Here is a 25,651-nt window from a genome sequence, read left to right as displayed (position 1 = left end):
GAAAGCCGCCAAATTGATCGGCGGCTTTCTTTCTATGAATGCAATTTTGCTTCTCGTGCTAACGCAAGACAGCCGATCGTCCCAGCATTGTTGCCAAGCTTCGGTGTCACGATGTAGTCTTCTAAGGCAGGTGTCTTCACGTACTCGTTCACTAATTCTTTGAAACGGGCACGAACCTTTTTGACTAAGTGGTCTTGCTGCATCACGCCGCCGCCGAAGATGATGACATCTGGAGAGAACATCAACGTCGTGTTGTAGGCGCATTGTGCGATGTAGTCTGCTTCGATCTCCCAATACGGATCGTCTTCCGCCAAGTCTTGCCCTTTGCGGCCCAAGCGTTTTTCGATCGCGGGACCCGCTGCCATCCCTTCTAAGCAATGTCCGTGGAAAGGACAAACGCCTTCAAAATCATCTTTTGGATTGCGGCTGACTAACACATGCCCCATTTCTGGATGGCTGAAGCCTTCGACAAATGTCCCTTTTTGCAACGCACCGCCGCCGATCCCTGTACCGATCGTATAGTAAACGACACTGTTGACCCCATCGCCGCTTCCTTTTACATATTCGCCATAACACGCGGCGTTCACGTCTGTTGTCCAAGCGATCGGCACATCAAATTCCTTTTTCATCGTGCCGACAAAATCAAAATTCTGCCAAGCTAATTTTGGCGTTGACGTGATATAGCCATACGTCTTCGAATCACGGTGAATGTCGATCGGACCAAAGGAACCGACTCCGATACTGACTAATTGCTCTGTATAGTTTTTGAAGAAGCCGATCACTAACGCCATCGTTTCTTCAGGAGTCGTTGTCGGATAGCTGACCCGCTCAATGATCTCCAATTCTTGATTCCCAACGGCACAGACAAACTTTGTTCCGCCCGCTTCGATTCCGCCAAACAATTTTTCCACTACGCTTCACTCACAATCTGTTAGATTTATTCCACATATAAGGTCACGAATTTTGCGTGCCCAATGTTTTCAAGCTCTATTGTATCATGATTTATTGATAGCGGTTCCTTTGTTTTTTCTTTCAGATCAACTTTTTCTGCTGTCTGGATGTGGTGGTTGAAGGTGATGGTCGCATAGCCCTCGGTTTCCAACGCGCCATTATACAATCGTAGAATATAGCCTGGACGATCTTCCGCCTTTTTCAAAACACTCAGCGTCAGATTGCCTTCAATGTTCAACAGACTGAAGGTTGCCGGCAAGTGTTTTTCAACCTCTCCTAGTGTAAAGATCAGCCGTGAATTTAAAAATTCTGCGTATTGATAGACCTCGATCGGTGTTACGGCTTGTTTCGCTGCTTGCGGCACATCGGCTTCATCAAAACGTTGCGCAAAGTAAGCGACTGAGAAATCAAAGCGCATCGTTTTATGGCATTGGGCATCTGGCGTGGCGATGACAGATTCGCCGGAAGCACGGCCCGGACGATACATCAGATTTTCTTTCCCCATAAAGCCATAGGTACGGAAGATGGTCAAACGGATCGTGTCAAATTCTTCACCAATGATCTCGTATTCCCGTACTCCTTTTGGCATTACGGCAACACCGTGCGTGTCATCAAAGAGGCCAGCGAAAGACTGGCAGGTCTCAATGGCGATCGGTTGTTCGTTCCATTGTTCTTTATTCGCTTCCCAAAGTGCCATTTCTTTTTCAAAGACAACTGGACGCTGCAACGTTCCAAATTGCTGATCTGCGATCGAGAATTTCGAGGCGATCCCTGTATCGAACAGGACACAGACGCGATGACTGTCGACCTGTTGATTGTCCACGGTCAATTGGAAGTCAATGAGCGGCGATCCCTTCTTCAAGCCAACCTCCAGTGTGATCGGCAGTTGCGCAGAGACTTTTTTCTCTTCCCGCTCAGTTAAATCCTTTGGTACAGTGAATAAAAAGTCCAATTGGATCGTTTGGTAAATGGCAGATTGCTTGATCGTGATCGTTGGTTCATAGGTCTGTGAGGAGATCACTAAATCCTTCTTCGGCGGCGAATAATTGAAAGAATCGCCATCGTCCCCATTTTCTTCAATGATTCCTTGATTTTTATAGATCAGCCCATTTGCCTTATCTAAAATATCTAGGGAACCGTTTGGATTGACTGTTATCTGGTAACCGTCATTCTCGATCGTCCGATCCGTTGCCGGCTGCATTGAAGTACGGCTATTGCCTGTAAGATCGATCGTCAATTGCGTGTAGCCCATGCTTGGCACTTCCGTCGTCTCGATCATGATTTTCGCTTTGTAGACTGTTTCCGGTAGATACATTTCTTTGACAGAATTCAATACGTTCCCTTGATTCAAGACATATTCCGTTTGATCAATCAGCTCTAAAATCGTGTAAGGCAATGTATTTCCCGCCTGATCCAGAATCGCAAAATCTTTCTGAGGCAAATACACTTCTGCTTCTACCACACCCTCACGTGATGTGTCGTAGGTATTGAACAAGGTAAATGTGATTTCTTGTGCCTGAGGATTATGGATCGCTGTAGCGAGTTGGCGCAAGGTCAGCTCAACGAGATTCATCGAAATATCCCGGGCTTGTTTGTAACGCATATAGACATCTTCGTTGGTCGTATCAGAGACACATGAACCGATCGAGTCATGGGCCGCATTCTCAAACATCAGCTTCCAGATTTCTTTGACTGTCTCCACAGGATAGTCAAAGCCCAACTGCATCGCCATCGTCAATACAGGTTCCATCACATTGACTAAATAATGCTGGATCTTCGTGTTCATTGCTTTGAGATCCGGGCGTGAAGAAAAGATCGTCTTGTGGATACGCATCAGTTTTCCGTTGATCAACTCTCCCGCAATTTCTTCTAATTCTGGCTGACGCTCTTTGACTGCGGCAATGTATTTTTCGATCGTTGAGAATTGCAGCTCGTACTCTTCTTGATAAAGAGCGTTCATTTGGTCCACCAGCTCAGGTAAATTCTCTCTCACTGGTGCTTGGTCAAACCCATTCGGGAAATAGACTTGATCGGTGGCGCTGCGGCCCCAAGTCGTTTTAAACGGTTCTTCATGCAGGAATTTTGCCAGGTCTGCTTCTCGTTCAGGGATCGCACCGCCAATGTAATAGCCACTAGGGATTTGATACACATTGACGACTGACCCGTCTTCTCCGCGCCACGTATATTCTGTGTGCGCGACATCGTCATCACTCACGCCGCGCCAAAACATCGTATCGCTGATGCCAAACTCGCGATAAATCTGCGGCATGCTGGCTGCTTGCCCGAAGGAATCCGGTACATAGCCGACATTCATGTAATCGCCAAAGGCTTCGCAGATCTTCATGCCGTACAGCATGTTGCGGACGATACTTTCTCCAGAAATGACTAATTGATCTGTTTGTGTGTACCAAGGCCCGATGATCAGCTTGCCTTGCTTCACTAAGGTTTCGATTCTGCCTTTGTCTTGCGGACGCCATTTTAAGTAGTCGTCCAACAATGACGCTTGCCCGTCTAAAATGAAACTGTTGTAGGGCGTGTCTTTTTCTAATTGCTCCAACACTTTTTTCAGATCGTGCATCAAATAAATTTTTGAGCGACTGGTGGTAAAATACCATTCGCGATCCCAATGACTGTGTGGTACGACGTGTACTGTTTTTTTCATGCAAAAATTCCTCTCGTTTGATTAAAATAGGCACTCAACGATTTTCACCGCCAGCGCCTATTAATTTTTTTATTTCTTGTTTCGATTAGTTTTCGAAGCTGACATCGATATCGTCTAATTCAATCTCTTCTGTATCCGTTTCTTGTTTGTTGAAGTTAACGAATAGCGGTGCGACAAAACCGATAAAGGCTGCTCCGATGAATAGGCCTAATAAATATGCCCAGCCGTTGCCGACTGTAAAGAAGCCGTAGATTCCTCCAACTGGCGGCATTTTTGCGTACATGCCGAAAGTAATCCCCAAACCAGAAGCGATCGCGCCTCCGATCATGTTGATAGGAACGAGCTTCAACGGGTTCACGAGTGTGAAAGGAATGGCTCCTTCTGTAATTCCGATGAATCCCATGATAAAGTTGTTCCGACCTGCATCCAATAATTCTTGGTTGAACCGTTTTTTATGGAACAATGTCGCCAACGCGTAACCGAAAGGCACTGCACAGATAGCGACGTTTACAATGATCGCTGGCAAATACACACCTTCAGCCAATAAGACATTTCCAGCCATCCAAGCGGCTTTGTTCACTGGTCCGCCTAAGTCGGAACCAATCATCGCCCCCATGATCATCGCCAACAAGATCTTGTTGACATCATTTTCAATCATGGTACGAATCCAGTCGACTAGGCTCGTGTTGATCCATGCCAGCGGCTCAGACAGGAGTGCCCCCATCACGATCGCGACAGACAAGGTGGCGATCAACGGTAAAATCACTAATGGCATCACGCCAGAGAAAGATTCTGGCAAGTTGATTTTTTCTTTTGACCATTTCACTAAATATCCAGCTAAGAAACCGGCGATCACAGCACCTAAGAAGCCGGCGTTCGTACTAGTTGCCACTGCTCCGCCAATAAATCCGGCACCTAATGCTGCTTTGTCTCCAATCGAATACGCAATAAATCCTGCTAATACTGTGTTGATCAACCCAATACCGGTCCAACCAACCTGTTCAATCATATAAAGTGCGTGTTTCAATCCTTCTGTTTTTGCATATGGGTCTAAACTTGTGATCCCCATCCCCAGCGCGATCATTTTTGGAATCGCGACAACTAGGGAGGCACCAATAATCAACGGCAGTACAAAACTGATCCCACTCATCAAGTGGCCCTTTACCTCTGCTAAAACTTTCTTCATCATGCTTGCCCCTTTTCTTTAATTTGCCTGTCTTTGCTCAACAGCAGCGATACATTTTTTCAACACAGCTTCTGGCGCTTTGATACAGGTATTGATATTTACCCGAAGCTGAGGTTTCCCTTCAAACCGTTCCAGCCCAACGACTTTTTGATCCGTCGCCAGTAATAAAAAATCGGCCTCTTGTGCTTCGGCTGCGGTGATTTTGTTGACCTGCCCTAATGACCCTTGCTGCTCGATCTTCACGTCATAGCCCAATTTTGCTCCGGCCTTCTCTAACGCTTTAGCGGCCATAGGTGTGTGTGCCAATCCTGCTGGACAGGCGGAAATTCCTACGATTTTCATATGATCCTCTCTCCAATCATTTCTTTTTTGATCGTTTCTACTAATTTTGTTTTATCCTCTGATTGCTGAACCTGCTGAATGAAGTCTTCCTCCAATAAAGCCGTCGCCAATCGACTCAGCATTTCCAAATGGACAGTTCCTTCGTCTTTTTTAGGGACCATCAAAGCAAACACATTTTTCACTGCGGAATCATCGAAGGTCTCCCATTCGATTGCCTTCGTTAAACGAATGAACAAAACCGTCGGCGCTAACACCGTCTCTGCTTTTGCATGGGGGATGGCAAACCCTTCCTGCAATCCCGTCGAATATTCTGCCTCTCGTTCATTGAAGGCAGCGCTCGTATCCGCCGCATTCGCGACATACCCTGAGTCATACGCGTAATTTGCGATGACATCAAAGAGTTCTTCTTTTGAAGCGACCGCCACATCTAATAGAATATTTTCTTCTTTAAAATCCATATAGGAAGCCCCTTTCTCGTCGTTTGGGAAATTATTTTTCAAGATCACGAATGGTGGTTCGTTTTTCTTTACACGTTTAATTTACGAGTTTTGCGTACCGATGTAAACACTTCCATTTTCCAACTCATTTGGCAATCACTAGTAAAGCGTTTTCCTAATGAACTGCCAAATTAGTTGGAAAACGGCTGGACGGCAGAACGATTTCAATCTTTTCTTCTATATTGTATGATTGGGTTAAGTACCGGAGGTGAACCAAGTGTCAAAGCTTGCTTATCAACGATTAGATGACCTATTAGAATTATTAGCCAAACAAACGACCCCGCTGCCGATGAAAGAGTTAGCCAAAAGCTTCTCTATCTCTGAGCGAACGGTGCGAACAGATATTGCCAATCTGAACGATCTCTTGCGCAATGTCGGCGCTGCCGTGACATTGGTTCGGGGACAAGGGTATTTGCTGACCGTTCTTTCCAAAGAACAGTTCACCGCATGGTGGCAGGAAAGCATGACCTCCGCCGATTCGTTCCTCACGACTAGCGAAGAACGGCAGGCGTATTTACTTTTCCTTCTATTTAAGAATGAAAACCCTTTATCATTGGATGACTTTCTAGATCAGCTATTTATTAGTAAAAATACATTTTATTCCTATTTGAAAACTGCACGAGACAATTTGATGACGTATCAGCTAAAAGTCATCAATCGCCCAAATATCGGTTTTGAAGTGTTAGGAAACGAATTCGCGAAGCGGCAAGCCATCAGTGACCTGTTGATCGAAAAGGACCTGCAGGAATATTTAATTGGCTTCACGGAGATGGAATTGGCGTTATTTGACACGATTGATCTCGACTTGTTGCAGACGCTAGAGCTCAACGATCTCGCACCGCTAGAGCTGTTGGATTCGGATTATTACCATAAAAATATTCTTTCTCATTTTGCCTTAGCACTCAGCCGCTTTTTATCTGGACATCCCATCACGGAGTTTCCTTTACGTGTGCCGACCCTTAAACGACATGCCAAAGAGGCGCTTTGTCATTTCTTGAACGAGATCGACCGCGCCTACGATGTCCAGCTGACGGAAGGAGAAAAAGATTACTTCACCTATTATTTAGCATTGAATGCGCCTCGTCTGGTCGAAACAGAATCCACAAGCAAGTCTTCCACTGAAACGGCCCAGGCCATCGTAAGTGAACTGCTTCATGCCATCAAACGAACCTCTAATTTTGATTGGCTCGAAGACAAAATGCTGGTGGAAGATCTGACTTCCCACATTGAAGGCTTTATCAATATGAACCTGATGGAGGCGCGACGCAGCAATCCGTTGCTGGAAACGATCAAAAAATCGTTCCCGCAAGCCTACGATCTTTGTTTGACACATCTGGAAACCCTTGGCAAAAAGCATGGGCTGTATTTTTCACAAGATGAGGTCGGCTATATCGCCCTGCACATTGCCGGCGCAATGGAGAGAAATTCTATTAGTCATCATCGAAAATACCGTGTGATCCTCGTCTGCGGAACAGGTCGTGCGATGAGTCGAATCATCGAAGCAAAGATCAAGAAGCACTATCAGGAGACCATCGAGGTCGTGGATCGCGTCTCCTATGTCGAGCTCCAACAATGCGACCTGACAACGGTGGACTTTGTCATTACGACAGTGCCGTTGGAGCAATTGAGTGTGCCCCACATCTACATCAATATGGCGACCTTAGATAAGGAGATCGGCAAGATCGAACCCTTCATCCAACGCTTTGATGAAGCAAACGGCGAGATTTTTTCCTTGTTTCAAGAGGCCTTCTATTTCCACGGAGATGTCGAAAACAAAGAACGATTGCTGAAAAAAATGACCCAACAGCTCGTGGATAAAGGCTACGTGCCTGCTTCCTTCCACGGCAGCATCATGAAGCGTGAGGCAATCAACCAAACCAATATCAACGAATGGTTGGCGATCCCTCACCCGATGTCGCTCCTAGCCAAACAATCCGCCGTTGCCGTCGCAGTCATTCCAAACGGGGTTGATTGGGGAAACGGAGATCTGGTAAAATTCGTCTTCCTTTTTGCCATAAGCAAAGAAGATTACGAAGATACCGAAGAAATCTATAGCCTGATACTAGAGTTTATGGAACGAGAAGAGATCCAACAAGCCCTCTTGCAGCAAAGCGATTATCCCCATTTTTTAACACAAATCAAGACATTATAAAAGGAGCGGGGAAAATTCCCCGCTCCTTTTTAGTTCAATGCCTTCAGCACATCTGCTGTCGAAGCGACTTGTCCTAGCTTCACAAATAATTTATCAAAAAAGATGCGATGCAGCTCCGCGTCGCGATCGGCGCAGGCATCTTCTATGATGATGACTTTGTAACCGTGTTGGTAGGCATCCAAAGCTGTCGCATACACGCCATTCGTCGTGGCTACGCCAGTCAGCAGGATCGTATCCACCTTTCGCCGCCGCAGTTGCACATCCAAATCGGTCCCAAAGAAGGCGCCTGGATTATGCTTCATGATCTTAAGAACATTTTTCGCATCCGCATCCTGCGCGATCGGCATTACAGACTCTGTAAATACAGACGGAATATCCGCGTAGGTCTTCCCGCCACCTTCAGGGTTCAATAGCTGCATCGTGGTGGGATCGACAGTCACGAGGGTCACCCAGCCTGCCGTATTTTTCATCGCTGCGGCTAATTGATTGTTTTTTTCTACTACCTCTGACGCAGAATACGGCTGCAGCTCACCAGTCCCCATAATGCCTTTTTGCAGATCGATCACAACTAACGCCGTTTTTGCTAACTCTAATTCCTTCATCAAACAAACACTCGCTTTCTAAAGCTGACATACTTTTGCCATTATCTCTTTTTCTGCCAAATTTTTCAAAACATAAACAAAAAAGGAGTCACACAAAACAATAAACAAGCGCCCAGAAAAATTTTCCGCGCACTTGTTTTCAATCTGTATACTTTTCGATAAATTCTGCCAACGAGTTTATATCCTTTGTGGATAATGTCCCGATTTTCTTTGGGCTAAAATTTTCCAGATCAAAACTTGCTGACTCGCCAATATCTATCCACGACGGCTTGTTTAGCCCCGCTTCTTTCCAGTCTTTGATCTTGTAATATCGTTTCTGAATTTTAGCTGATTTCGTCGCGTATTTCGAAGTGATCCGAAATACTTTCACTCCTGAGTGCGTCCGTTGCACAAAGAGTGCGGGACGCATCTTCCCTCTTCCAGCAGCATCGTTAAAGGGTATGTAGAGGATGAGTACATCATTTTGTCTAATCATCATCGTCCAACCAATTGGCTATTTCGTCCATACTACGAAACTGTTTTGTCGGCACTTTGTCTACAGCCTTGGCTAGTCGGTTTTTGGCTTTTTCCCGTTCAGTCAATGCAAGTGAAAAGGGCACTTCGCCTTGTGCAGCGACTCTTTTGTATAATGCTGTGATCAGTACTGTTGGATTCATTCCTAAATCCTCTAAAACAATTTCTACTTCTTGTGCTAGTTCTTTATCAATATTGACCTGCACTTTCTTCTTTTCATTATGTTTATTTTTCACTTCCATTATGAATCACCTCACACTCCCATTATACTACCAGTAGTATAATTTTTGAATACTTTAAGAAAAAAAGCGAATTCACTCTCGCTCAGTCAAGAACTGATAGATCGCCCCAATCAAATTGGCTTGATCCAAAAACCTACAGGGCATAATGTCGGCTGATAACTCCTTCGCGCCATTTTTTGTCAATAAGTGCTGTACGCGTACTTCGAGGTTCGGCAATAAATCGTCCCGTGTCGAAATGCCGCCGCCGATCAGCACACGGTCAGGGTCTAACGAAATCAACACATTATAGATGCCCATGCTTATCGCCTGATAAAAGCGCTCGATTTGTTCTTGTGCCAACGCTTCTCCCGCTGCTGCGAACTCAAAAACATCTTTGCTGGTATATTTTTTGCCGTCTGCTTTGATTTTCGAGTAACGTTTCGCCATCATCACAGGGCTCCCTAACTCGCTCAAGGTCTCCAACGTATCGTAGTTCAATATCTGATAGCCAAATTCGCAGCCAAACAAATGCGCGCCTGTTCGCAGCTTTCCATTCAATGCGATACCGCCGCCGATCCCCGTGCCGATGATCATCAATGCGACCGATTCCAGCCCTTTCCCATTGCCTTGCCAGATTTCAGCTAATGCGGCACAATTGGCATCGTTTTGAAAGGAGACAGGCATTCCTAAAAAGGCTGCCAATTCTTTTTTTATCGGAAAGCGATGGAGATACGCCACCGCACTCACCCCATAGATGACACCCTCGTCTGCATCCACTGCTCCTGGGGCACTGATCGCGACACCCTCGGTGATCTCATAGTCTTCCACCAACGATTTTAAATACGCTTTCATTTCTTCCCATATTTTCGGGGTAGCAAAGCTGGGCAGCTCCGTCAATTGTTCCTGTTCCCATATTCCAGCTTTCACGGACGAGCCGCCGATATCGATGGCTAATAGTTTTTGGGTCATTGGTTTACGCCTCCTGTATCTTTCTAGCTCAAATTTTATCGGAGTCTTACCCTCAGAGCAATCTTTTCCATCTGCGAAAAAACAAATTCCAACAAAAAAACCAATCGCTGCCGATTGGTTTTGTTTGTCAATTTATACTAAGCGATCCACATCATAGGAAAAGCCGTTTTCGTCGCTGAGTTTTTTATAAAACTCGCCGCTTTTCTTGATGGTGCGTTTTTGTGTTTTCAGATCAAGCGACACTAGGCCATAGCGATTCTTATAGGCGTTGATCCATGACCAGCAGTCAATGAAGGTCCACAAATGGTAGCCTTTGATGTTGCAGCCGTCTTCGATTGCTTTCCATAGATAGGCTAAGTGGTCTTGAATGTATTCGATCCGATAGTCATCGATGACTTGCCCTTGCTCATCCATGAAGCGTTCTTCGTTGGCAACGCCCATGCCGTTCTCAGAAATGAAGGCCTCGATATTGCCGTAATTGTCTTTGATATCCATACAGAGATCATGGATGCCTTTTTCATAGATTTCCCAACCGCGGTATTCATTCATGCGACGGCCCGGCATCACATGGTTTTCGAAGAACCAGTCTGGTAAAAACGGGCCTTCTGTGTTGATCGCGGTCAAGCGTGCCTTCACGCGTTTTGGCTCATAGTAATTCAAGCCTAAGATTTGAGCCGTATTTTCTTTGATGCAGTCTAGATCTTCTTCTGTATAATCCGCAGGCAACTGGTCGTATTCCCGTAGAAGAGCGATCAGTTTTTCTGGGTAGATTCCTTTGACCATTGGATCTAAAAAGCTGCGTACATGGAACAGATCGGCAATCTCTGCGGCCTTCACGTCTGCTGGGTTTTGACTCCGAGGAAACGTAGGGCTTAAGTTCAAGATGACCCCGATCTTGCTGTCTAGTTGATGCTTTTTATGAGCGGCGATCGCTTTGGCATGGGCTAAGATGGTGAAATGTGCAGCCTGCGCCCCGCGCTTGAAATCGATGATATTCGGATAATGAAAGTCTTCTAAATACGAACCCAAAATGGGGCCCAACGGTTCGTTAAAGGTGAACCAATGATAGACCAGATCCCCGAACTCTTTAAAGCACGTGTCCGCAAAATGCACATAGGCGTCCACGACTTCTCGTGATTCCCAGCCACCCTTATCCTGCAGCGCTGCCGGCATATCAAAATGATACAAGTTCGCAAAAACCTTGATGCCGTTTGTCGTCATCTCTGTGAATAGATCGCGGTAAAAGGCGATCGCTTTGGGATTGACTTCCCCAACGCCATCCGCTGGAAACATGCGCGCCCATGAGATCGATACACGGAAGGAATTATGCCCAGTCTGTTTCATTAGCTGGACGTCTTCCTTGTATCGATGGATATGATCCGTCGTCGTTTCTGAACTGATTCTTTGATAAAAGCGGTAAGGCTGCTCTTTGTACCAGCGCTCCCACACGGTTTCTGCTTTTCCTGTTTCTCCACGACCTTCTGATTGTTCAGCCGACCAAGCGGAGCCCCACCAAAAATCCTTTGGAAATGTTAAGTGTTGTGTCTTCATAATATCCTCCTCTTGTTGAATGCCATTTCATCATAACATCGCTTACAATAAAATGAAATAGATTTTTTATTAAAAATATATACTTTTATACAAAATGGATTCTTTTCACCGTAAAAGCATTGCTTAAACCCGATAAAAGTATATAATTATTTATATCTTTTACTGGGAACAAGGAGGTTGAAATGAAAAAGAACGCAAAATATATGGAAATCTACTTAGATGTAAAACGCAAGGTCGAGGACGGGACTTATGCGATCGGAGAAAAATTGCCTTCTGGTGCGGAGTTGGCTGAACACTACGACACCAGCAAGCTGACGGTTAAAAAGGGCCTGGATATGCTCGTCTCTGAAGGCGTCCTCCATAGTCGCAGCGGATTTGGCACCGAAGTACTCCGCAAACCGATCGACAATTCAAAGGTCTTTGGCCCTAGTGAAGGTCTGATGAGCGTCGTAGGAGAAGAACATGTTGATTCAGAGATCCATACCTTTTCTATCGAGCTGCCTTCTAAAAAAGTCGCGGAAAGCTTGCAGTTGAGCGAAAAGGATTATGTCTACAACATCGTCCGCAGTCGTTTTGTGGATCAGAAGCCGTATTCCTTGGAGCAAACCTTCATGCCCCTCTCAATCATTCCAGGACTGGAACCGAAGCATCTCAAAAAATCGGTCTATTCCTATATCCGAGACGAGCTCCATCTAGAGATCAATGCTTCTCATGTATGGATGAAGGGGGTTTTGGCAAACGCCTTCGATGCGAAAATCTTAGGGATCAATGCTGGGGACTTCATGATCGAGATTGAAAAAAGTGTTTCTTTAGCCAATGGCACTCCTTTTGAATATTCAATCACTCGCCATTTGTATCAAGACTTTATTTTTGAAGCCGTATTTATGGAAAACTAATCGGAAGAGCTGAGTCTTTCAGCTCTTTTTTTCTGTCTACTTCGATAAAAGTATATATTTTTAAAAAAAGTTGTTTACTTTTACGTGAATCCGTTTTATTATTTAATCAAGGTAAGTGCTTACACTAATTTTTCTAAGGGTACTGGGTCAGAACTGCTCTAGTATTGAAAACACAAAAAGGAGAATCTATCGTGGAGAACAAAAACAAAAAGGAACAAATTTTTGAACGCTTTGGCATCATCGCGACAAAATTGGGCAATCAGATCCACATGCGGACATTACGTGACGCTTTTGCGACATTTATGCCGTTCATGATGCTCGCCGGCTTCGTGACGTTGATCAACTACGTCATTTTAGAGCCGACAGGATTTATGGGGAAAATCGTCAACCCCGCTACCCTGACGAAAGTTCAGGAAATCGGTATATCTATCGCCAACGGGACATTGAGTATCACAACGATATTGGTCGTCGCTGCAGTTTCTTATCATATGTGTGTCAGCAGAAATTATACCAATCATATTGCAGCCGTCTTAGTATCCATCTCAACATTTATGGTGTTGACACCGATGAAAATGATGTTCACGCCTGAAAACGCGACAAAAGCAATCGAAGTGACCGGGGTGATCCCGGGTTCATACACCGGAGCATCTGGAATGTTCGTAGGGATCTTTGTTGGGTTATTGGCAACAGAACTCTTTATTAAATTGTCCACCAATGAAAAATTGCAGATCAAATTGTCTGGAAATATTCCACCAGCCGTCTTGAAGTCCTTCAACGTACTGATCCCGATCATGATCACGGTCACAGGCTTTGCGATTTTGTCTTTTGCAGTCAATCAATTGTTCAACATGGACGTAAACGGTCTGATCACCAAAGCGATCACAGGGCCATTGAGTCATGTAACGACTGGTTTGCCGGGATTCGTCTTGATTACGTCGATCGCGAATCTGTTCTTCGGCTTCGGAATCCACCAAGCCGTGATCTCAGGTTCATTGCTTGACCCGTTCTTGCTGCAAAACATGCAGGAAAATATGGCGGCTTACGCAAACAAAGAGGAGATTCCTCACATCATCAACATGGCCTTTAAAGATACTTTTGCTGTAATGGGCGGTTCTGGAAATACGATCGCTTTATTGATCGCGATCTTTATTTTCAGTCGCCGGAAGGATTACAAAGACTTTGCGAAGCTGTCTGTGACGCCAGCTATTTTCAATATCAGCGAGCCGATCATCTTCGGATTGCCGATCGTCTTTAATCTAAGTCTGATCATTCCATTTGTCCTAGCACCGATCTTCTCATTGGTCACTGCTTATTTTGCGACTGCCGCTGGGTTGATCAATCATGTCGTCGTTCAGATCCCTTGGACGACCCCGCCGATCATCTCTGGTTTCTTAGCAACTGGCGGCGATTGGCGTGCCTCTGTCCTGCAAGTACTGATCATCGCCGTCAGCGTCTTCATCTACTTGCCCTTCTTACGCATTGATGAACACGTCACCGCGAAAATGGCACAGACAGAAGCAGAAACAGCTAAACAATAAACAAAAAAAGCGATCCCCTTTTGTTGGGGATCGTCTTTTTTGTTTAATAAGCGCCAGATATCGAGCCGTTTGAGAAGTCAAAGGACGTGCCTTTGAAGGATGGGAAGCCTTTGTTGGTTACATCGGCCCCATTTCTCAAGACCTTCAAATTGCGAATCTTGACTGGCGTATTCGTCGTATCATGCAAAATGTACGCGCCGCCGCCAGGGCTCAAGGTGGTTTTATATTGACCGACCAGCTTGTTGTTCACAAATGTCTGCATATAGCCAGAAGCAAAATATTTCACGCGTAAATGGACCGATTGCCCATTGTTGATCCGCGGTGCGTTCGTATTGACTGAGTAATACTGTTGACCCGTCACGCCTGAATTTGCTGGGAAATTGATATTGGTCGTATTGATCCGGCCTTGGGCAAAGTTCGCATCCGAGCCTGCTTGATAATGAAGGCTGATCCCGATCTGACCGCAAGCTTTTCCATTTCCGGCGATCACGAATTGTGTTTCATAGTCGCTCTTGTTCCCTGTCATCGCCACATCTGCTGAAAAGTCCACTGTCGCATTGCCGCCTAGATTGGCTTGATCGAAGGGCTTGTTAGAATACAAATAGCGATACGATCCTGGCTGTCCTTGTTCAACGCCGCCGACACCCGTGATGTTCACATCGACTTTTCTAGGAGGAACGCCTTGGTTCGAGTTGCCGCCGCCGGGATTTCCAGTAGACGCCTTTGTCGAATAGAAGCCGACGCCTTCATACCGCCAGCCCACCTTTACCAGATGGTCTTTTTCATACGCATGCAGCGTGTAATGGTGTGTACCGGTCTTCGCATTCGGATTGTAGAGTCGGTACACAGGAATGTTCCCGCCAGACTGCCACGAGATTCCTTCGTAGCGCCAGCCGACTTTGACTAAGTGATTTTTCTCGTTTGCGTTCACCGTGTAATGGTGATCACCGCCGTTGTTCGGGTTGTACAGCCGATAAACAGCCGCCCCTTTTGCCGGTGTCTCCCACGCAGTGCCTTCATTGCGCCAACCCACTTTGACTAAATGATTCCGCTCGTTCGTATTTTCTGTGTAATGATGTTCCCCTGAATTCGGGTTATAGACCCTTAACAAGGTTCCTGCCTCTGCATTTTCAGCATGGACGAGCATCGAACCGCCAATCAAGACTGCTGATGCGACAAAAAATTTCGCTACCCATTTCTTCATGATCCTTTTCTCCTTCACGTTTGATTTTTCATTTGGTCCTACCAATCAACTCACGAAACAATAAACACCTGCTTCCCATTTTTATTATGAAGAAAAACGTTCTCTGCTGCTTATATCCCCTTGTGCATACGATTATTCTGTTTAAATAATAATATTTTTCATTATTATTGATTATACGCTTTCTCAGCCAAGGATGCCATATAAAAGATATTTCGTTATTTATATAAAAAATAAAAAATTTGCTGTCTTATAAATAGGTCTGTTTGATTTCCTCTGCGGCGTTCTGGGCTCCTTTTGCGTGCGTCATCAACTGCTGCATCTCTCGTGCTTTTTCTTGCACCTCACAGGTACTCAAACGACGGATGCAGTGATCCAATGTTTGAGGGGTCAAGCGATTAGGCGGAAGCGCGATGGCGTTGCCAAAGGCTTCACAGTAGGCGACATTGACTTCTTGTTCATACTGCAAGCCGATGCCGACAAAGGGTTTTCCAGAAGCGCAGGCGGTCTGCACGGTTCCCTCTCCGCCGTGGATCACCGAAAAATCAACGTGCTTCGATAATTCAAACGCCGGCAGCCAATCAAACACATGGATGTTGCGGGCGGTAGGCGTGTCTTCAAGATAGCTTTTGATCGGCGCGATCACTTCAAATTCAGTCGTTTCAAAGTAGCGCAGCATCTTTTCAATCAGCGAACGCTCGCCCGAACTGCCCATCGCAAAATACACTACTTGCTTCTTCTTTCTACGGGCTGTCTCGATCACTTGAAGGGCGCGCTCGGGGATTTCATAAGGCAAATGGGCGTATATCGGACCGACAGAACGATAATTAGCGGGAAAACCCAGCTCTGCCGTGAAGGCGGGCAGGGTCGTGATCAAATTCAGGTCGCCATCCAGCATCTCCAATGTATATTTAGGCAATTTTAGGTCGTAGTGTTGAGCCACTTTTTTGAAGGCTCTAGGTTTCCACGTCAGCCGCTGCGACACTTCAAGAAAGCCATGCCAAAGAAGCTTCCCTGGAAGGTACGTCTTCTTCAGTTGGCTGGGGATCACACAAGCCGGCCTATGATTCATATGCGGACGGGACAGCGCCACGGGTTTTACATAAACGAGAGGAATCTCCTTGATCCGAGCCGACAAGAAGATGGTGACATTGCTGCCGGTCACAATGACCGAAGGCGCCGTCTGCTGGATCAGCCTCCCTTCACTTGCCACACGTTCAGCGACGATCGTTTCTGTGAAAGGATTTTTCAAGCTCTTTCCCTGATCGAAGGCCATGATCGCTGCTTCTTGCTGAGTCGTCCATTTAGGGCTCAGCAAAGAACACTCAAAGCCGACCTCTTGGATCAGCGGTGAATACCTTTCGGAAAACCCGCAAAATATACAGTTATATTCCTGACGCAGCACCTTCGCGATCTCGATCATGCGGGTCGTCTCTGCTAAATTGAATGTGGCTGGTGCAAAAAGAATCGTCTTTACCATCGATTTCCCTTACTCAGCCAGCGCTTGCTCGACGGCCTTTTGAGAATGGATCTCCGTCGTATCAAATACAGGGATCGCTGCATCCGCTTGCTGGATCAACAAGCCGATCTCGGTGCAGCCCAAAATCACCCCTTCTGCTCCCGCCGCGATCGCTTCCTCTATCACTGAAACGAACATGGCCTTCGATTCAGACACGATCTTTCCATGACACAGCTCCTCGAAGATAATCTGATTCATCGTGTCGATCTCCGCCTCATTCGGAATCCATACCTCCATTCCGCTATCGATAAGCCGCTTTTTGTAAAAATCCTGCGTCATTGTATATTTCGTCCCTAACAAAGCTACCTTTTTGATTCCCTTCACCTGTAATTCAGCAATCGTCGCATCTGCGATATGCAAAATTGGAATCGTTAAATAGTCGGCGATCTGCGGCGCGACTTTATGCATCGTATTGGTGCATATAACCAAAAAGTCAGCGCCTGCCTGCTCCAAACGTTGGGCCTCTTTGCCCAGGATCTCACCGCTTTTTTCCCATTCATTCGCTGCCTGACACCGTTCGATCTCTTCAAAATCCACACTTGCCAATTTGATCTTTGCTGAATGCAGTCCTCCAAGGGTTTCATTCATCAATTCGTTGATCCGCGTATAATAAGTCACCGTGCTCTCCCAGCTCATGCCACCCAGTAATCCAATCGTTTTCATCCTGCCACCTCTTCTTTTATAATTATTTCTTCATTATAGCAAGAAACAGGCCGCTGATCCTATTTTTTCAGTCGCAAAAAAAAGCCCGATCCTTCGAAGGATCGGACTTTCTGGATCAAGCAGACATCTGCATGGATTGATCCAAGGCTTCTTCTAACTGTTTGTATTGTTCTTCTGTTAAATACGGTTTGTAGGTCCGTTTGAGCTGGTCGATCTGAGTTTGTGTTAATTGTGTTTGCCCACTTCGGATGGCCTCAAGCAAATCATTGAAGTCTTCATCTGAAATGAGGGAACTCTCTTCTTTTGTCGTAGAAAAGATTTTTTCCACTTCTTCGGTCGAGACCGTGTCGGCTTTTTTCGGAAGTGTAACGCTCTTGTCCGAATTTTTCGCTTGATTCTCGATCTTCACATCCGCAGATACAGTGATCCCATTGTTCTTAGCTGCTAGCTTCAACGTTGTTTTTTGCGTATTTTTCTTTGTGTCGATGGTGACCGTTTGCTCGTACTTGGTTAGGTCATCAAGCTTTTTCTCCAAGTCTTTAGCCGTTTTCTTCTCATCGGCATTGCCGTTTTCTTTGGCATATTTGATGAACCCTTGGATATCCTTCTTGGTAAAGGTCCGTGTGATCGTGTCGTCCTTTTTCTCAAAAGAATCAGAGTCCAAGGTTTCCGCGTACTCTCTAAAGAGCTTCGAATTGAACCCTCCGCTGACCACATCCGTATTCGCCTTGTTGGCCCCTTTGTCCTCCAAGTCCTTCTCTTCGATATGGATATATTTCCCCTTCAGCTTCTGAAGGTCACTTTCATTGATCGGCGCCTCAGAGCCAAATTCTTTCGCGATCTGACTGATCTCAGACAACATCTCGGTACTCATATACAATGATTTTTTCTTTTGATCCATGAAGAATTTCACTGGAACCTTTTGACCCAACAGCTCAACATTCATCGACATCTCAAGCAATTCTTTCTCGTCATCCTTGAGATATTCTCCAGAGATTTTCGTTCCATTGATCATTTTAGCTGCCATCTCCATCGATGCTCGCGCAGGGGCATCTGCTTCATCGCCGCCCTTGATCTCGACATTGTCGATCACCAGAGAATAGTTGCCCGCATTCATTTTGCTTTGTTCCGCCAGTGCCTCAGAAAATTCATCCTGAGTCGGCTTTTTACACCCGGCAAAAAGGACCAAAGCGAAGGCCAATCCTATTATCACTCTAAACTTTTTCATCTTATTCTCTCCTTTACGAGGGGATATTCTTTCTCCAACAAAAAGCTTTTCTTAATCATAGTCGTCTTGCCCTTTTTATTCAAACGTTTCCAACTAAAAGTACCTATTTTTTTATTGTCTCTCCTTCGCTTCGCGGCGTCTATTCAAATTCTGCCAGCAAAACAAAACGATCGGTAAATAATTAAAGACAAAACTTAGTCGTTGCCAAAAGCCTAATTGCTGGAAGACAACGAATTGGTTGAGCTGCGGGATGCGTGCCAAGCCATAGATGGCGGCTACTAGCAGACTCAGCAGGAAAAGAAGTAAATAGCGCCGACTTGCGGAGCGATTCGCTTGCTTTCTGTAGATCAGATATAAGACGAAGGGGAAAATCAAAAAGCCCGCGTATCCGATCCCTGATCCGATATTGTGGACCCACGTGGAGAGGTTCCAATGAGCGTCTGCTGAATCAACACTGAACAAGCCTGTAAAGATACAGTCCCCGATCCCGTAAGAACCAATCGCTGCGGCGGCGAGACCGGCAAGGGTCTTGGACGTTTTTTTCAGCGTCGTGTAAATAGCTGGCAAGGACAAGGTGTACAAGCAGCCGGCCACGACGGACCAGATCAGAAAGGCTTCACGAACTGGACTGTCTACATCTCCAAAAAGACTCATGACAGCCGTCATCTGATTCAGTGACGGATAAAAAAGACCGAGTACGTACGGTGTCAAAAAATCGGCGAGGACTCCCGCCAGTAAAAAATGAAACCCGTATTTTTTCAAAAAGTGTCCTTCTTTCTATCTCTTTGCTGCCTTTAGTGTAGCATTGAATGGCTGTTGGTGGAAAAGAAAGCCTCCTGACTGTTATTGATCCAGCAGGTAGTGGAGCATCCGTTTTGGGTCGTCGTAAAAGAGCTTGGTCTCGTTAAAGGCAATGGTTTTCTCTAAAGAAACTTCCTCCAAGCCAGCGTCTGAAAATTGATAGATCACTGCGTCAGGATAAGCCATCAAGATCGGCGAATGCGTCGCGATGATCAACTGACTGCCTCCTTGAACCAGACGATCGATCTCCTGCAGCAACGTGAATTGGCGACTCGTGGCAAGACCTGCCTCAGGCTCGTCCAGCAAATAAAACCCTTCATTGCCAAAGCGATGTTGAATGATCGACAGGAGTCCTTCGCCGTGAGAGCGGGTATGAAGGGACTGTCCACCATAGGAGTTATAGCCTTCTCTGCCCAATGCCTCTATCTCTGAAGCTACATTGTAATAGGTCTCCGAACGCAAGAAATATTTTGTCTTTGGCACGTTTCCCTTTCTCACCAATCGAACATGTTCGCCTAGATCCGAATGGGTCGCCACGGTGCTGAAGTTGAAGTTTTCACTCCCGCCCTCTGGATTGATCCCGTACGCCACAGCGATCGCCTCTAAAAGAGTCGATTTTCCTGTTCCGTTGTCTCCTGATAAAAACGTGACCGGGCGCTGAAAGGACAATCCTCCCTTACGAGAAATCTCCTGAATCGCAAAAACATCGAAGGGGTAGCCTGTAGACGCCTCCCTTTCGGACAGTTTCAATTCATGTACAAACATTCGCTGCTCCTTTCTATCTGGCTGATCACTTGCTTTGCTATGAAACAGTGTATCATTAATCCAGCACAAAAAAACTGTGATCTTTCCCAATAGAAAAGATCACAGCTTTCTTCAATAGGCATACGTGCCAACTGCTTATCTGGTCAATACAGCCCCCAAAAGTACTAGAACAAGCAACAGACCGAACATCCCGCCTAAGCACGCACCTTGAAGGACCGCTAACCAGCCATACAGTCTATTCGCCTTGTTCTTTACTAGCACATTCATCCAAAACGATAGGACTAAACCTGCGGCAGATAGTACCAACAATACCATTAACATCTTACTCACCCTTTCTGGTTTTTGTTTCATATAAAAGTTACGCCAAAAAGGGTGAAACGTTTTTTATTGTAGCCGTAACTGCGCGATCATGTATCCTTGCTCCTTCGCAATCCAGTCCGAAGCGTTCCTTTTAGTTGTTGATACTTCAGGAATTGCCGCCGTTCCCGCTCGATCGCTTTGTACCGCTTTGGTTGTTTTTTGTAAAACTGCTGGTGGTAATTTTCTGCTGGCCAAAAGGTCGCCGCGTCTCGGATCTCGGTCACGATCGGTTTGCTGTATCGGTCAGAGTCTTTCACTGCCTGCTTTGTCTCTTCCGCAATTCGTCGTTGAGACGCATTCGTTACAAAAATGATCGGACGGTATTGTGCCCCTCTGTCTTGAAATTGTCCCCCATCATCTGTCGGGTCCGTGATCTGCCAATAAAGAGCGATCAGCTCCTGGTAACTGACGATCCGTGTATCAAAAATGATCTCCACCGCTTCCACGTGTCCGGTCGCGCCGCTGCTCACTTGATCATAGCTCGGATGTTCCAGCGTTCCGCCAGTATAACCAGATAAAACCGAAACGATCCCCGGGTGCGTCTCGAAGGGCTCGACCATGCACCAGAAGCAGCCGCCAGCAAAAATCGCCCGTTCCTGATTGGAGGGATCGGTCACCAGATGCGCGGCGTCCTCCGCTAGACCGCTAGCTCTTTCTTGACCTGTGATTTCTTGATAAAAGTCCGTCACATCCGGCGTCAAATTATTTCGCGTTGCCAATGGACGCAGCTCTGCTTCCAGTTTGGCTATTTGCTCTTTGAAATTCCCACTATTCTCCAACGCATCCTTTGCCTTCGTCAATAAATAGCGTTCCCATTCGCGGGTGTGGGGATTTAGAATCAAGTTATAGATTTTTCCCAATACTTCTTCCTGTGATGCCGCCATCCGCTTGTCCCCCTCGCTTATTCGTCTGCTAAAATCAACTGCAATTTACCACAATTGCGTCGAATAATCGAATCGTTTGATCGGCCTGACGTCTACAAGCTGTTTTCTTCTGGGGAGGGCTGCATTAGAACCCGCCTTTTTATGCTTCGATTATTTTTTTCTTGATTCCTTCAAGGTCGTGCGTTGCCACTTCATTTCCCGTGATCCATACTACGTTGGCGTTTTTTGCCCGTTCCGTATAGAAGTCCTTGCTGGTTCGAGGAATCACGACCACCTCGGCTTTGGGCAGCGGCTCCGAAAGATCATCACTGATAAATTCGATCGTCCATTCAGGAGCTAGCAAGTCCCTCATCTCTTTTTGAAATTTGTTCGGCCACAGCAAGGCACTCATCCCATTGGGTAAACTCACTTTTTGCTGATGATTGTTGAATGACCACACCCATACCACACGTTTACTCATAGTCTTCAGTCCTTTTTCTATGATTATCCTCGGAAACGTTGGAAGACTCAAGGAGAAAACCTGCGATTTGTATTTCCTTTCTACCTTTCGCAATCGAAAAAAGACGACCACATCTGCGTGATCGTCTTTCCACATTTAAAGCAATTCAAAGGCGGCTTGCACTGTGTCGGCAGAATTTCTACCAACGAATACGAGAAACTCTCCAGCCTCGGTGCCAAACTGCATGTCCTTCATATAGTAGTAAAGGTCGCTGCGTTGAAGTGTAAACGTGACGACTTTTTCTTCTTTTGGACGCAACGCTACTTTTTGATAATCCTTTAATTCTTTGACTGGTCGAACGACAGAGCCTGTAACGTCTTGAACATAGAGCTGCACTGTTTCCAACTGCTCATACTCGGAAGTGTTCTTCAGCTTGATAGAAACGCTCAGCTTTTCTGTCATTTGAGTGGTGCTTAAGGTTAATTCCTCATAGCTCACCGTTCCATAGCTCAACCCAAAACCAAACGGGAACAGCGGTGAGTTGGGACTGTCTAAATATTTCGTAACGAACCGCCCGCGATGGGTGCTGCTGTTTAAAGGGCGGCCTGTTTTGAATTCATTGTAATACATTGGCAATTGACCGACATTTTCTGGAAAGCCCATGCTTAATCTGCCGGAGGGATTGGCCTTTCCGAAGAGAATGTCCACTAATGCATTCCCGCCTTCTGTTCCTGGGAACCAAGCCTGAATGATCGCATCCATTTGTTCAACTTCCTTCGTGAGGGTCAATGGCCGTCCGCTGATCGCAACCAAAATATTCTTTTTGCCCAACGCTGTCATTTTTTCGATAAATTCTTTTTGGATTGCTGGTAGAGAAATGTCCGTGCGGCTCCCAGCCTCTCCGCTTTGCATCGTGTGCTCGCCCATCGCATAAATAATGATATCTGCTTGTCTGCCCGCTTCGAGTGCTTTGTTCAAAGCAGCTTCCTTCTCGCTTTCGGTCATGCCTAATGAGTGGATCTGCTCTTTCGTTGCTCCAAACTCACCTAAAAATTGGTAATCTGCTAAAAGGTCACAGCCTTTCTCGAAGGCGAATGTCTCCTGTGTAAGTTCCTTTTCCAGCGCTGCCTTGATCGACACCACGTCTGTACTTTTCCCGTGGACTGCCCACAAACCGATCAGGTCCTGCTCATCACCATAAGGACCCACTAATAAAATGGTTTCTTTATTCGGTGTCAATGGAAGCAGCTCTTCTTTGTTTTGCAATAAAACGATGGCTTCCTGCGCAACTTTCCGCGCTAATGCCCTATTTTCTTCAGTCAATAACGTGTCTTGTTCTTTCTGGACCGTACTGCCGCGGTAAGGATCTTCAAACAAGCCTAAATCATTTTTCAATTTTAGAACGCGCCACACTGCATCATTTACCAATCCAGGATCAAGAGCACCCTCTTTGACGAGAGGCGCTAACTCATTGGCGTAACAGCCCGTCTTCATGTCAATATCATTTGTAGCCTGCATCGCCAACAAGGTCGCTTCCCGTTCGTCTCTTGCCACACCGTGGGCGATCAATTCTTGAACTGCCGCGTAATCAGAGATGATCACACCGTCAAAGCCCCATTCTTCCCGCAAGAGTTCCTTCAATAAAAATTCATTTCCTGTTACAGGCACGCCATCATAGGTATTGAAAGAGGTCATGACCATTTTTGCGCCAGCATCGACGGCTGATTTGTACCCGCTCAGATACTCCTGCCGCAACCGGCGCTCACTCATATCGACCGTATTGTATTCACGACCCGCTTCAGCTGCGCCATAAGCAGCAAAATGCTTCACACATGAGGCGATCCCTTCGAAGTCTCCACCGTATTCCTGCTGCAAGCCCCGCACCATCGCTGCTGAGAAATCAGCGTTCAACTGCGGATCTTCTCCCGTAGACTCTAGGCAGCGCCCCCAGCGTGCATCGCGAACCAGGTCGACCATTGGCGCATAGGTTACGTGGGCACCTGCCGAACGGGATTCCCGTGCGATGACCCCGTACGCCTCTTCGATGAGGGCCGGATTCCACGTCGCGCCTAGCCCCAATGGAATTGGAAAAATCGTTCGATACCCGTAGATGATGTCTGCCATGAAGAGCAACGGAATCTGATGGCGGCTATTTTTTAAATACTTTTCTTGAATGTCTCGTGTTGTTTCCGCGCCTGTCACGTTCAAGACGGAACCGACAACGTCAATCGTTTCTTGCGTGATCCCCAGCTTCTTCTTCGGTCCCACAGCCAATTCCTCACTATGGAAAAAGTCCCCGGATAGCTGAACCAATTGACCAACTTTTTCAGTCCATGTCAATGAATCAAGCAACGTTTTCAATTTTGCTTCTTGCATTACTTCTTCACTCCTTCAGCCGCTTGCTCTTCTCTGTAGGTCCGCAGATCCAATCGTTTGAACCACGGATACCATAATACTGGCGACAGCACTAATTGAATAAACAGCTGCAATAAGATGATGGAGATACTTCCCTCCACCGCCGCGTGGAATCCGAGCGGCAGTCCAAAGATCGCTTGGACCCCTATGAATTTCGCCACGATCCCTAATTTGGTCAATACATAGGCGAGGATCAAGGCAATCGTATTGTTTGTTATGAAGGGAAAGGCCAGGTCAAAGTTCAAGACTAACGGTGTCCCGAAAATCACAGGCTCCGTGATTCCAAACAAGGCCGGAACGACAGAGATTTTCCCGACTTGCCGGTATTGCTTACTTTTAGCCCGCAGCATCAGCAAGACCAACCCTAATCCTAGTCCGCTCCACGTAATGATGTTGAAAAACGCAAGACCAACAATATTCGGCGGGGTCAAACCTGCCTGAACAGCGTTGAGGTTTTCCACGTCCATCGCCAGCCACAAAGGCGTCACTAACGGCATAATGACATTGGTTCCGTGGATACCGAAAAACCACAAGACTTGTTGCAAGAGACTCAATAAAATCATCGCCGCGATAGAGCCGCCGACGCCCTTCAACGGTTCTTGGATGATGCTGTAAACAAATTGATGCATACTGCCAAACGAAGTCAAACTAAAGGATAAATCAACAAGTGCAAATAATAGGCCAATCAAAATCGTCGGGATCAATGCTTCAAATGTTTTAGTCACCATTGGCGGCACCCCTGCGGGCATTTTGATCGTCCAGCCGCGATGCTTGATCGCTAAGTACAGACGGGCACTGACCAGTCCGACGATCAACGCTGAGAACACGCCCTGCGCTCCTAGCCAGTTTGTTGGAATCCCCATTGAGTCATCCGCCATTTTTCCTAAAGGAGTAATGATCAGAAAGCTCAGCAATGAGATCACAGAGGCCGAGATCGGGTCTTCGTCCTCATCCAATTTCTTCACCAAATGATAGGCGATCAGCACAGCGATATACACCGCTAATGCCCCAAGGGTCATCGTGTTTACTTTGGTAAGCAGCTCAGTCAGCTTATTCAGCTTGGCTAATGCAGGAACCATCCCCATCAAGACGACGATCAAGACCGACATCGAACCGATAAAGAGCGGACCCAAGGTGGCCATCATGGCACCCGATACAGCTTGCAGATAGGGATTCGCTCCCAACTTATCAAACCATGGATTCATTTTATTAAATAGATTGGTTATTTTTTCTTTCACAGTTGTTCCTCCTCATCAAACGTTTGTTATAACGCTTTCATTATAGAATCCTTCCGTC

Annotated in this window: 24 protein-coding genes; 3 read left to right on the top strand and 21 right to left on the bottom strand. The window is 46.2% G+C overall.

Annotation, left to right across the window (positions count from 1 at the left end):
• Positions 1-32: 32 nt before the first annotated feature.
• From scrK to A5868_RS02875, 5 genes are all read right to left on the bottom strand, one after another.
• On the bottom strand, positions 33-911 hold the full coding sequence (scrK, locus tag A5868_RS02895; RefSeq protein ID WP_086306168.1) for a fructokinase ScrK: 879 nt from the start codon (positions 909-911) through the stop codon (positions 33-35).
• A 26-nt stretch (positions 912-937) separates the two neighbouring features.
• Positions 938-3,613, bottom strand: a complete 2,676-nt coding sequence (mngB, locus tag A5868_RS02890) for a mannosylglycerate hydrolase (RefSeq protein WP_086306167.1) — start codon at positions 3,611-3,613, stop codon at positions 938-940.
• 85 nt (positions 3,614-3,698) lie between these two features.
• Positions 3,699-4,799: a PTS fructose transporter subunit IIC gene (locus A5868_RS02885; protein WP_010781800.1), complete on the bottom strand. Its 1,101-nt coding sequence runs from the start codon at positions 4,797-4,799 to the stop codon at positions 3,699-3,701.
• Positions 4,800-4,817: 18 nt separating this feature from the next.
• Positions 4,818-5,141 carry a PTS fructose transporter subunit IIB gene (locus A5868_RS02880; protein WP_010781801.1) on the bottom strand — a complete coding sequence of 108 codons (324 nt, stop codon included), beginning with the start codon at positions 5,139-5,141 and terminating at the stop codon, positions 4,818-4,820.
• The gene (locus tag A5868_RS02875) at positions 5,138-5,599 is read right to left on the bottom strand and encodes a PTS sugar transporter subunit IIA (protein WP_010781802.1); all 462 of its coding nucleotides are present in this window, start codon (positions 5,597-5,599) and stop codon (positions 5,138-5,140) included. The genes A5868_RS02880 and A5868_RS02875 overlap by 4 nt, the downstream gene beginning before the upstream one ends.
• A gap of 256 nt (positions 5,600-5,855) precedes the next feature.
• Here A5868_RS02875 and A5868_RS02870 point away from each other — a divergent pair, with 256 nt between their 5' ends.
• The gene (locus tag A5868_RS02870) at positions 5,856-7,790 is read left to right on the top strand and encodes a BglG family transcription antiterminator (RefSeq protein ID WP_086306166.1); all 1,935 of its coding nucleotides are present in this window, start codon (positions 5,856-5,858) and stop codon (positions 7,788-7,790) included.
• Between the two features lie 29 nt (positions 7,791-7,819).
• Here A5868_RS02870 and A5868_RS02865 read toward each other — a convergent pair whose 3' ends face one another.
• The 5 genes from A5868_RS02865 to A5868_RS02845 form a co-directional block, all read right to left on the bottom strand.
• Positions 7,820-8,392: an isochorismatase family protein gene (locus tag A5868_RS02865; protein WP_086306165.1), complete on the bottom strand. Its 573-nt coding sequence runs from the start codon at positions 8,390-8,392 to the stop codon at positions 7,820-7,822.
• Between the two features lie 139 nt (positions 8,393-8,531).
• Positions 8,532-8,867 carry a type II toxin-antitoxin system PemK/MazF family toxin gene (locus A5868_RS02860; RefSeq protein ID WP_217867334.1) on the bottom strand — a complete coding sequence of 112 codons (336 nt, stop codon included), beginning with the start codon at positions 8,865-8,867 and terminating at the stop codon, positions 8,532-8,534.
• Complete coding sequence (locus tag A5868_RS02855; protein WP_086306163.1) at positions 8,860-9,147, bottom strand: type II toxin-antitoxin system RelB/DinJ family antitoxin; 288 nt, start codon at positions 9,145-9,147, stop codon at positions 8,860-8,862. Before A5868_RS02855 ends, A5868_RS02860 begins: the two co-directional genes overlap by 8 nt.
• A gap of 72 nt (positions 9,148-9,219) precedes the next feature.
• The gene (locus tag A5868_RS02850; RefSeq protein ID WP_086306162.1) at positions 9,220-10,095 is read right to left on the bottom strand and encodes an ROK family protein; all 876 of its coding nucleotides are present in this window, start codon (positions 10,093-10,095) and stop codon (positions 9,220-9,222) included.
• Positions 10,096-10,227: 132 nt separating this feature from the next.
• Positions 10,228-11,646 (bottom strand): glycoside hydrolase family 1 protein, encoded by a 1,419-nt coding sequence (locus A5868_RS02845; protein WP_086306161.1) that lies wholly within the window; start codon positions 11,644-11,646, stop codon positions 10,228-10,230.
• A gap of 182 nt (positions 11,647-11,828) precedes the next feature.
• Between A5868_RS02845 and A5868_RS02840 the strand changes: the two genes are divergently transcribed.
• Positions 11,829-12,542, top strand: a complete 714-nt coding sequence (locus A5868_RS02840; RefSeq protein WP_086306160.1) for a GntR family transcriptional regulator — start codon at positions 11,829-11,831, stop codon at positions 12,540-12,542.
• Between the two features lie 191 nt (positions 12,543-12,733).
• The gene (locus A5868_RS02835) at positions 12,734-14,080 is read left to right on the top strand and encodes a PTS sugar transporter subunit IIC (RefSeq protein WP_086306159.1); all 1,347 of its coding nucleotides are present in this window, start codon (positions 12,734-12,736) and stop codon (positions 14,078-14,080) included.
• A gap of 43 nt (positions 14,081-14,123) precedes the next feature.
• Here A5868_RS02835 and A5868_RS02830 read toward each other — a convergent pair whose 3' ends face one another.
• The 11 genes from A5868_RS02830 to A5868_RS02780 form a co-directional block, all read right to left on the bottom strand.
• Positions 14,124-15,284: a hypothetical protein gene (locus A5868_RS02830; protein ID WP_086306158.1), complete on the bottom strand. Its 1,161-nt coding sequence runs from the start codon at positions 15,282-15,284 to the stop codon at positions 14,124-14,126.
• A gap of 247 nt (positions 15,285-15,531) precedes the next feature.
• Entirely contained in the window at positions 15,532-16,761 is a 1,230-nt protein-coding gene (locus A5868_RS02825; protein ID WP_086306157.1) for a glycosyltransferase, read from the bottom strand.
• Between the two features lie 9 nt (positions 16,762-16,770).
• Positions 16,771-17,463, bottom strand: a complete 693-nt coding sequence (locus A5868_RS02820; protein WP_086306156.1) for an aspartate/glutamate racemase family protein — start codon at positions 17,461-17,463, stop codon at positions 16,771-16,773.
• Between the two features lie 115 nt (positions 17,464-17,578).
• The gene (locus tag A5868_RS02815; protein WP_086306155.1) at positions 17,579-18,691 is read right to left on the bottom strand and encodes a hypothetical protein; all 1,113 of its coding nucleotides are present in this window, start codon (positions 18,689-18,691) and stop codon (positions 17,579-17,581) included.
• A gap of 111 nt (positions 18,692-18,802) precedes the next feature.
• Positions 18,803-19,453, bottom strand: a complete 651-nt coding sequence (locus A5868_RS02810; protein WP_086306154.1) for a DUF998 domain-containing protein — start codon at positions 19,451-19,453, stop codon at positions 18,803-18,805.
• Positions 19,454-19,534: 81 nt separating this feature from the next.
• Complete coding sequence (locus A5868_RS02805) at positions 19,535-20,257, bottom strand: AAA family ATPase (RefSeq protein WP_086306153.1); 723 nt, start codon at positions 20,255-20,257, stop codon at positions 19,535-19,537.
• Positions 20,258-20,392: 135 nt separating this feature from the next.
• A complete protein-coding gene (locus tag A5868_RS02800) occupies positions 20,393-20,578 on the bottom strand; it encodes a hypothetical protein (protein ID WP_086306152.1) in 186 nt (61 codons plus the stop codon).
• Between the two features lie 86 nt (positions 20,579-20,664).
• Positions 20,665-21,501 (bottom strand): peptide-methionine (S)-S-oxide reductase MsrA, encoded by an 837-nt coding sequence (gene msrA / locus A5868_RS02795; RefSeq protein WP_086306151.1) that lies wholly within the window; start codon positions 21,499-21,501, stop codon positions 20,665-20,667.
• A 139-nt stretch (positions 21,502-21,640) separates the two neighbouring features.
• A complete protein-coding gene (locus A5868_RS02790) occupies positions 21,641-21,961 on the bottom strand; it encodes a hypothetical protein (protein ID WP_086306150.1) in 321 nt (106 codons plus the stop codon).
• Positions 21,962-22,096: 135 nt separating this feature from the next.
• On the bottom strand, positions 22,097-24,316 hold the full coding sequence (bglX, locus tag A5868_RS02785; protein ID WP_086306149.1) for a beta-glucosidase BglX: 2,220 nt from the start codon (positions 24,314-24,316) through the stop codon (positions 22,097-22,099).
• A complete protein-coding gene (locus tag A5868_RS02780) occupies positions 24,316-25,593 on the bottom strand; it encodes a PTS sugar transporter subunit IIC (RefSeq protein WP_086306148.1) in 1,278 nt (425 codons plus the stop codon). The genes bglX and A5868_RS02780 overlap by 1 nt, the downstream gene beginning before the upstream one ends.
• Positions 25,594-25,651 lie beyond the last annotated feature (58 nt).

Origin of the sequence: Enterococcus sp. 12F9_DIV0723, from assembly GCF_002174375.1 — a bacterium.
Classification (GTDB): Bacteria; Bacillota; Bacilli; order Lactobacillales; family Enterococcaceae; genus Enterococcus_A; species Enterococcus_A gilvus.
The sequence above is the reverse complement of the archived record's forward strand: the minus strand, read 5'-3'. Positions and strand labels throughout refer to the sequence as shown.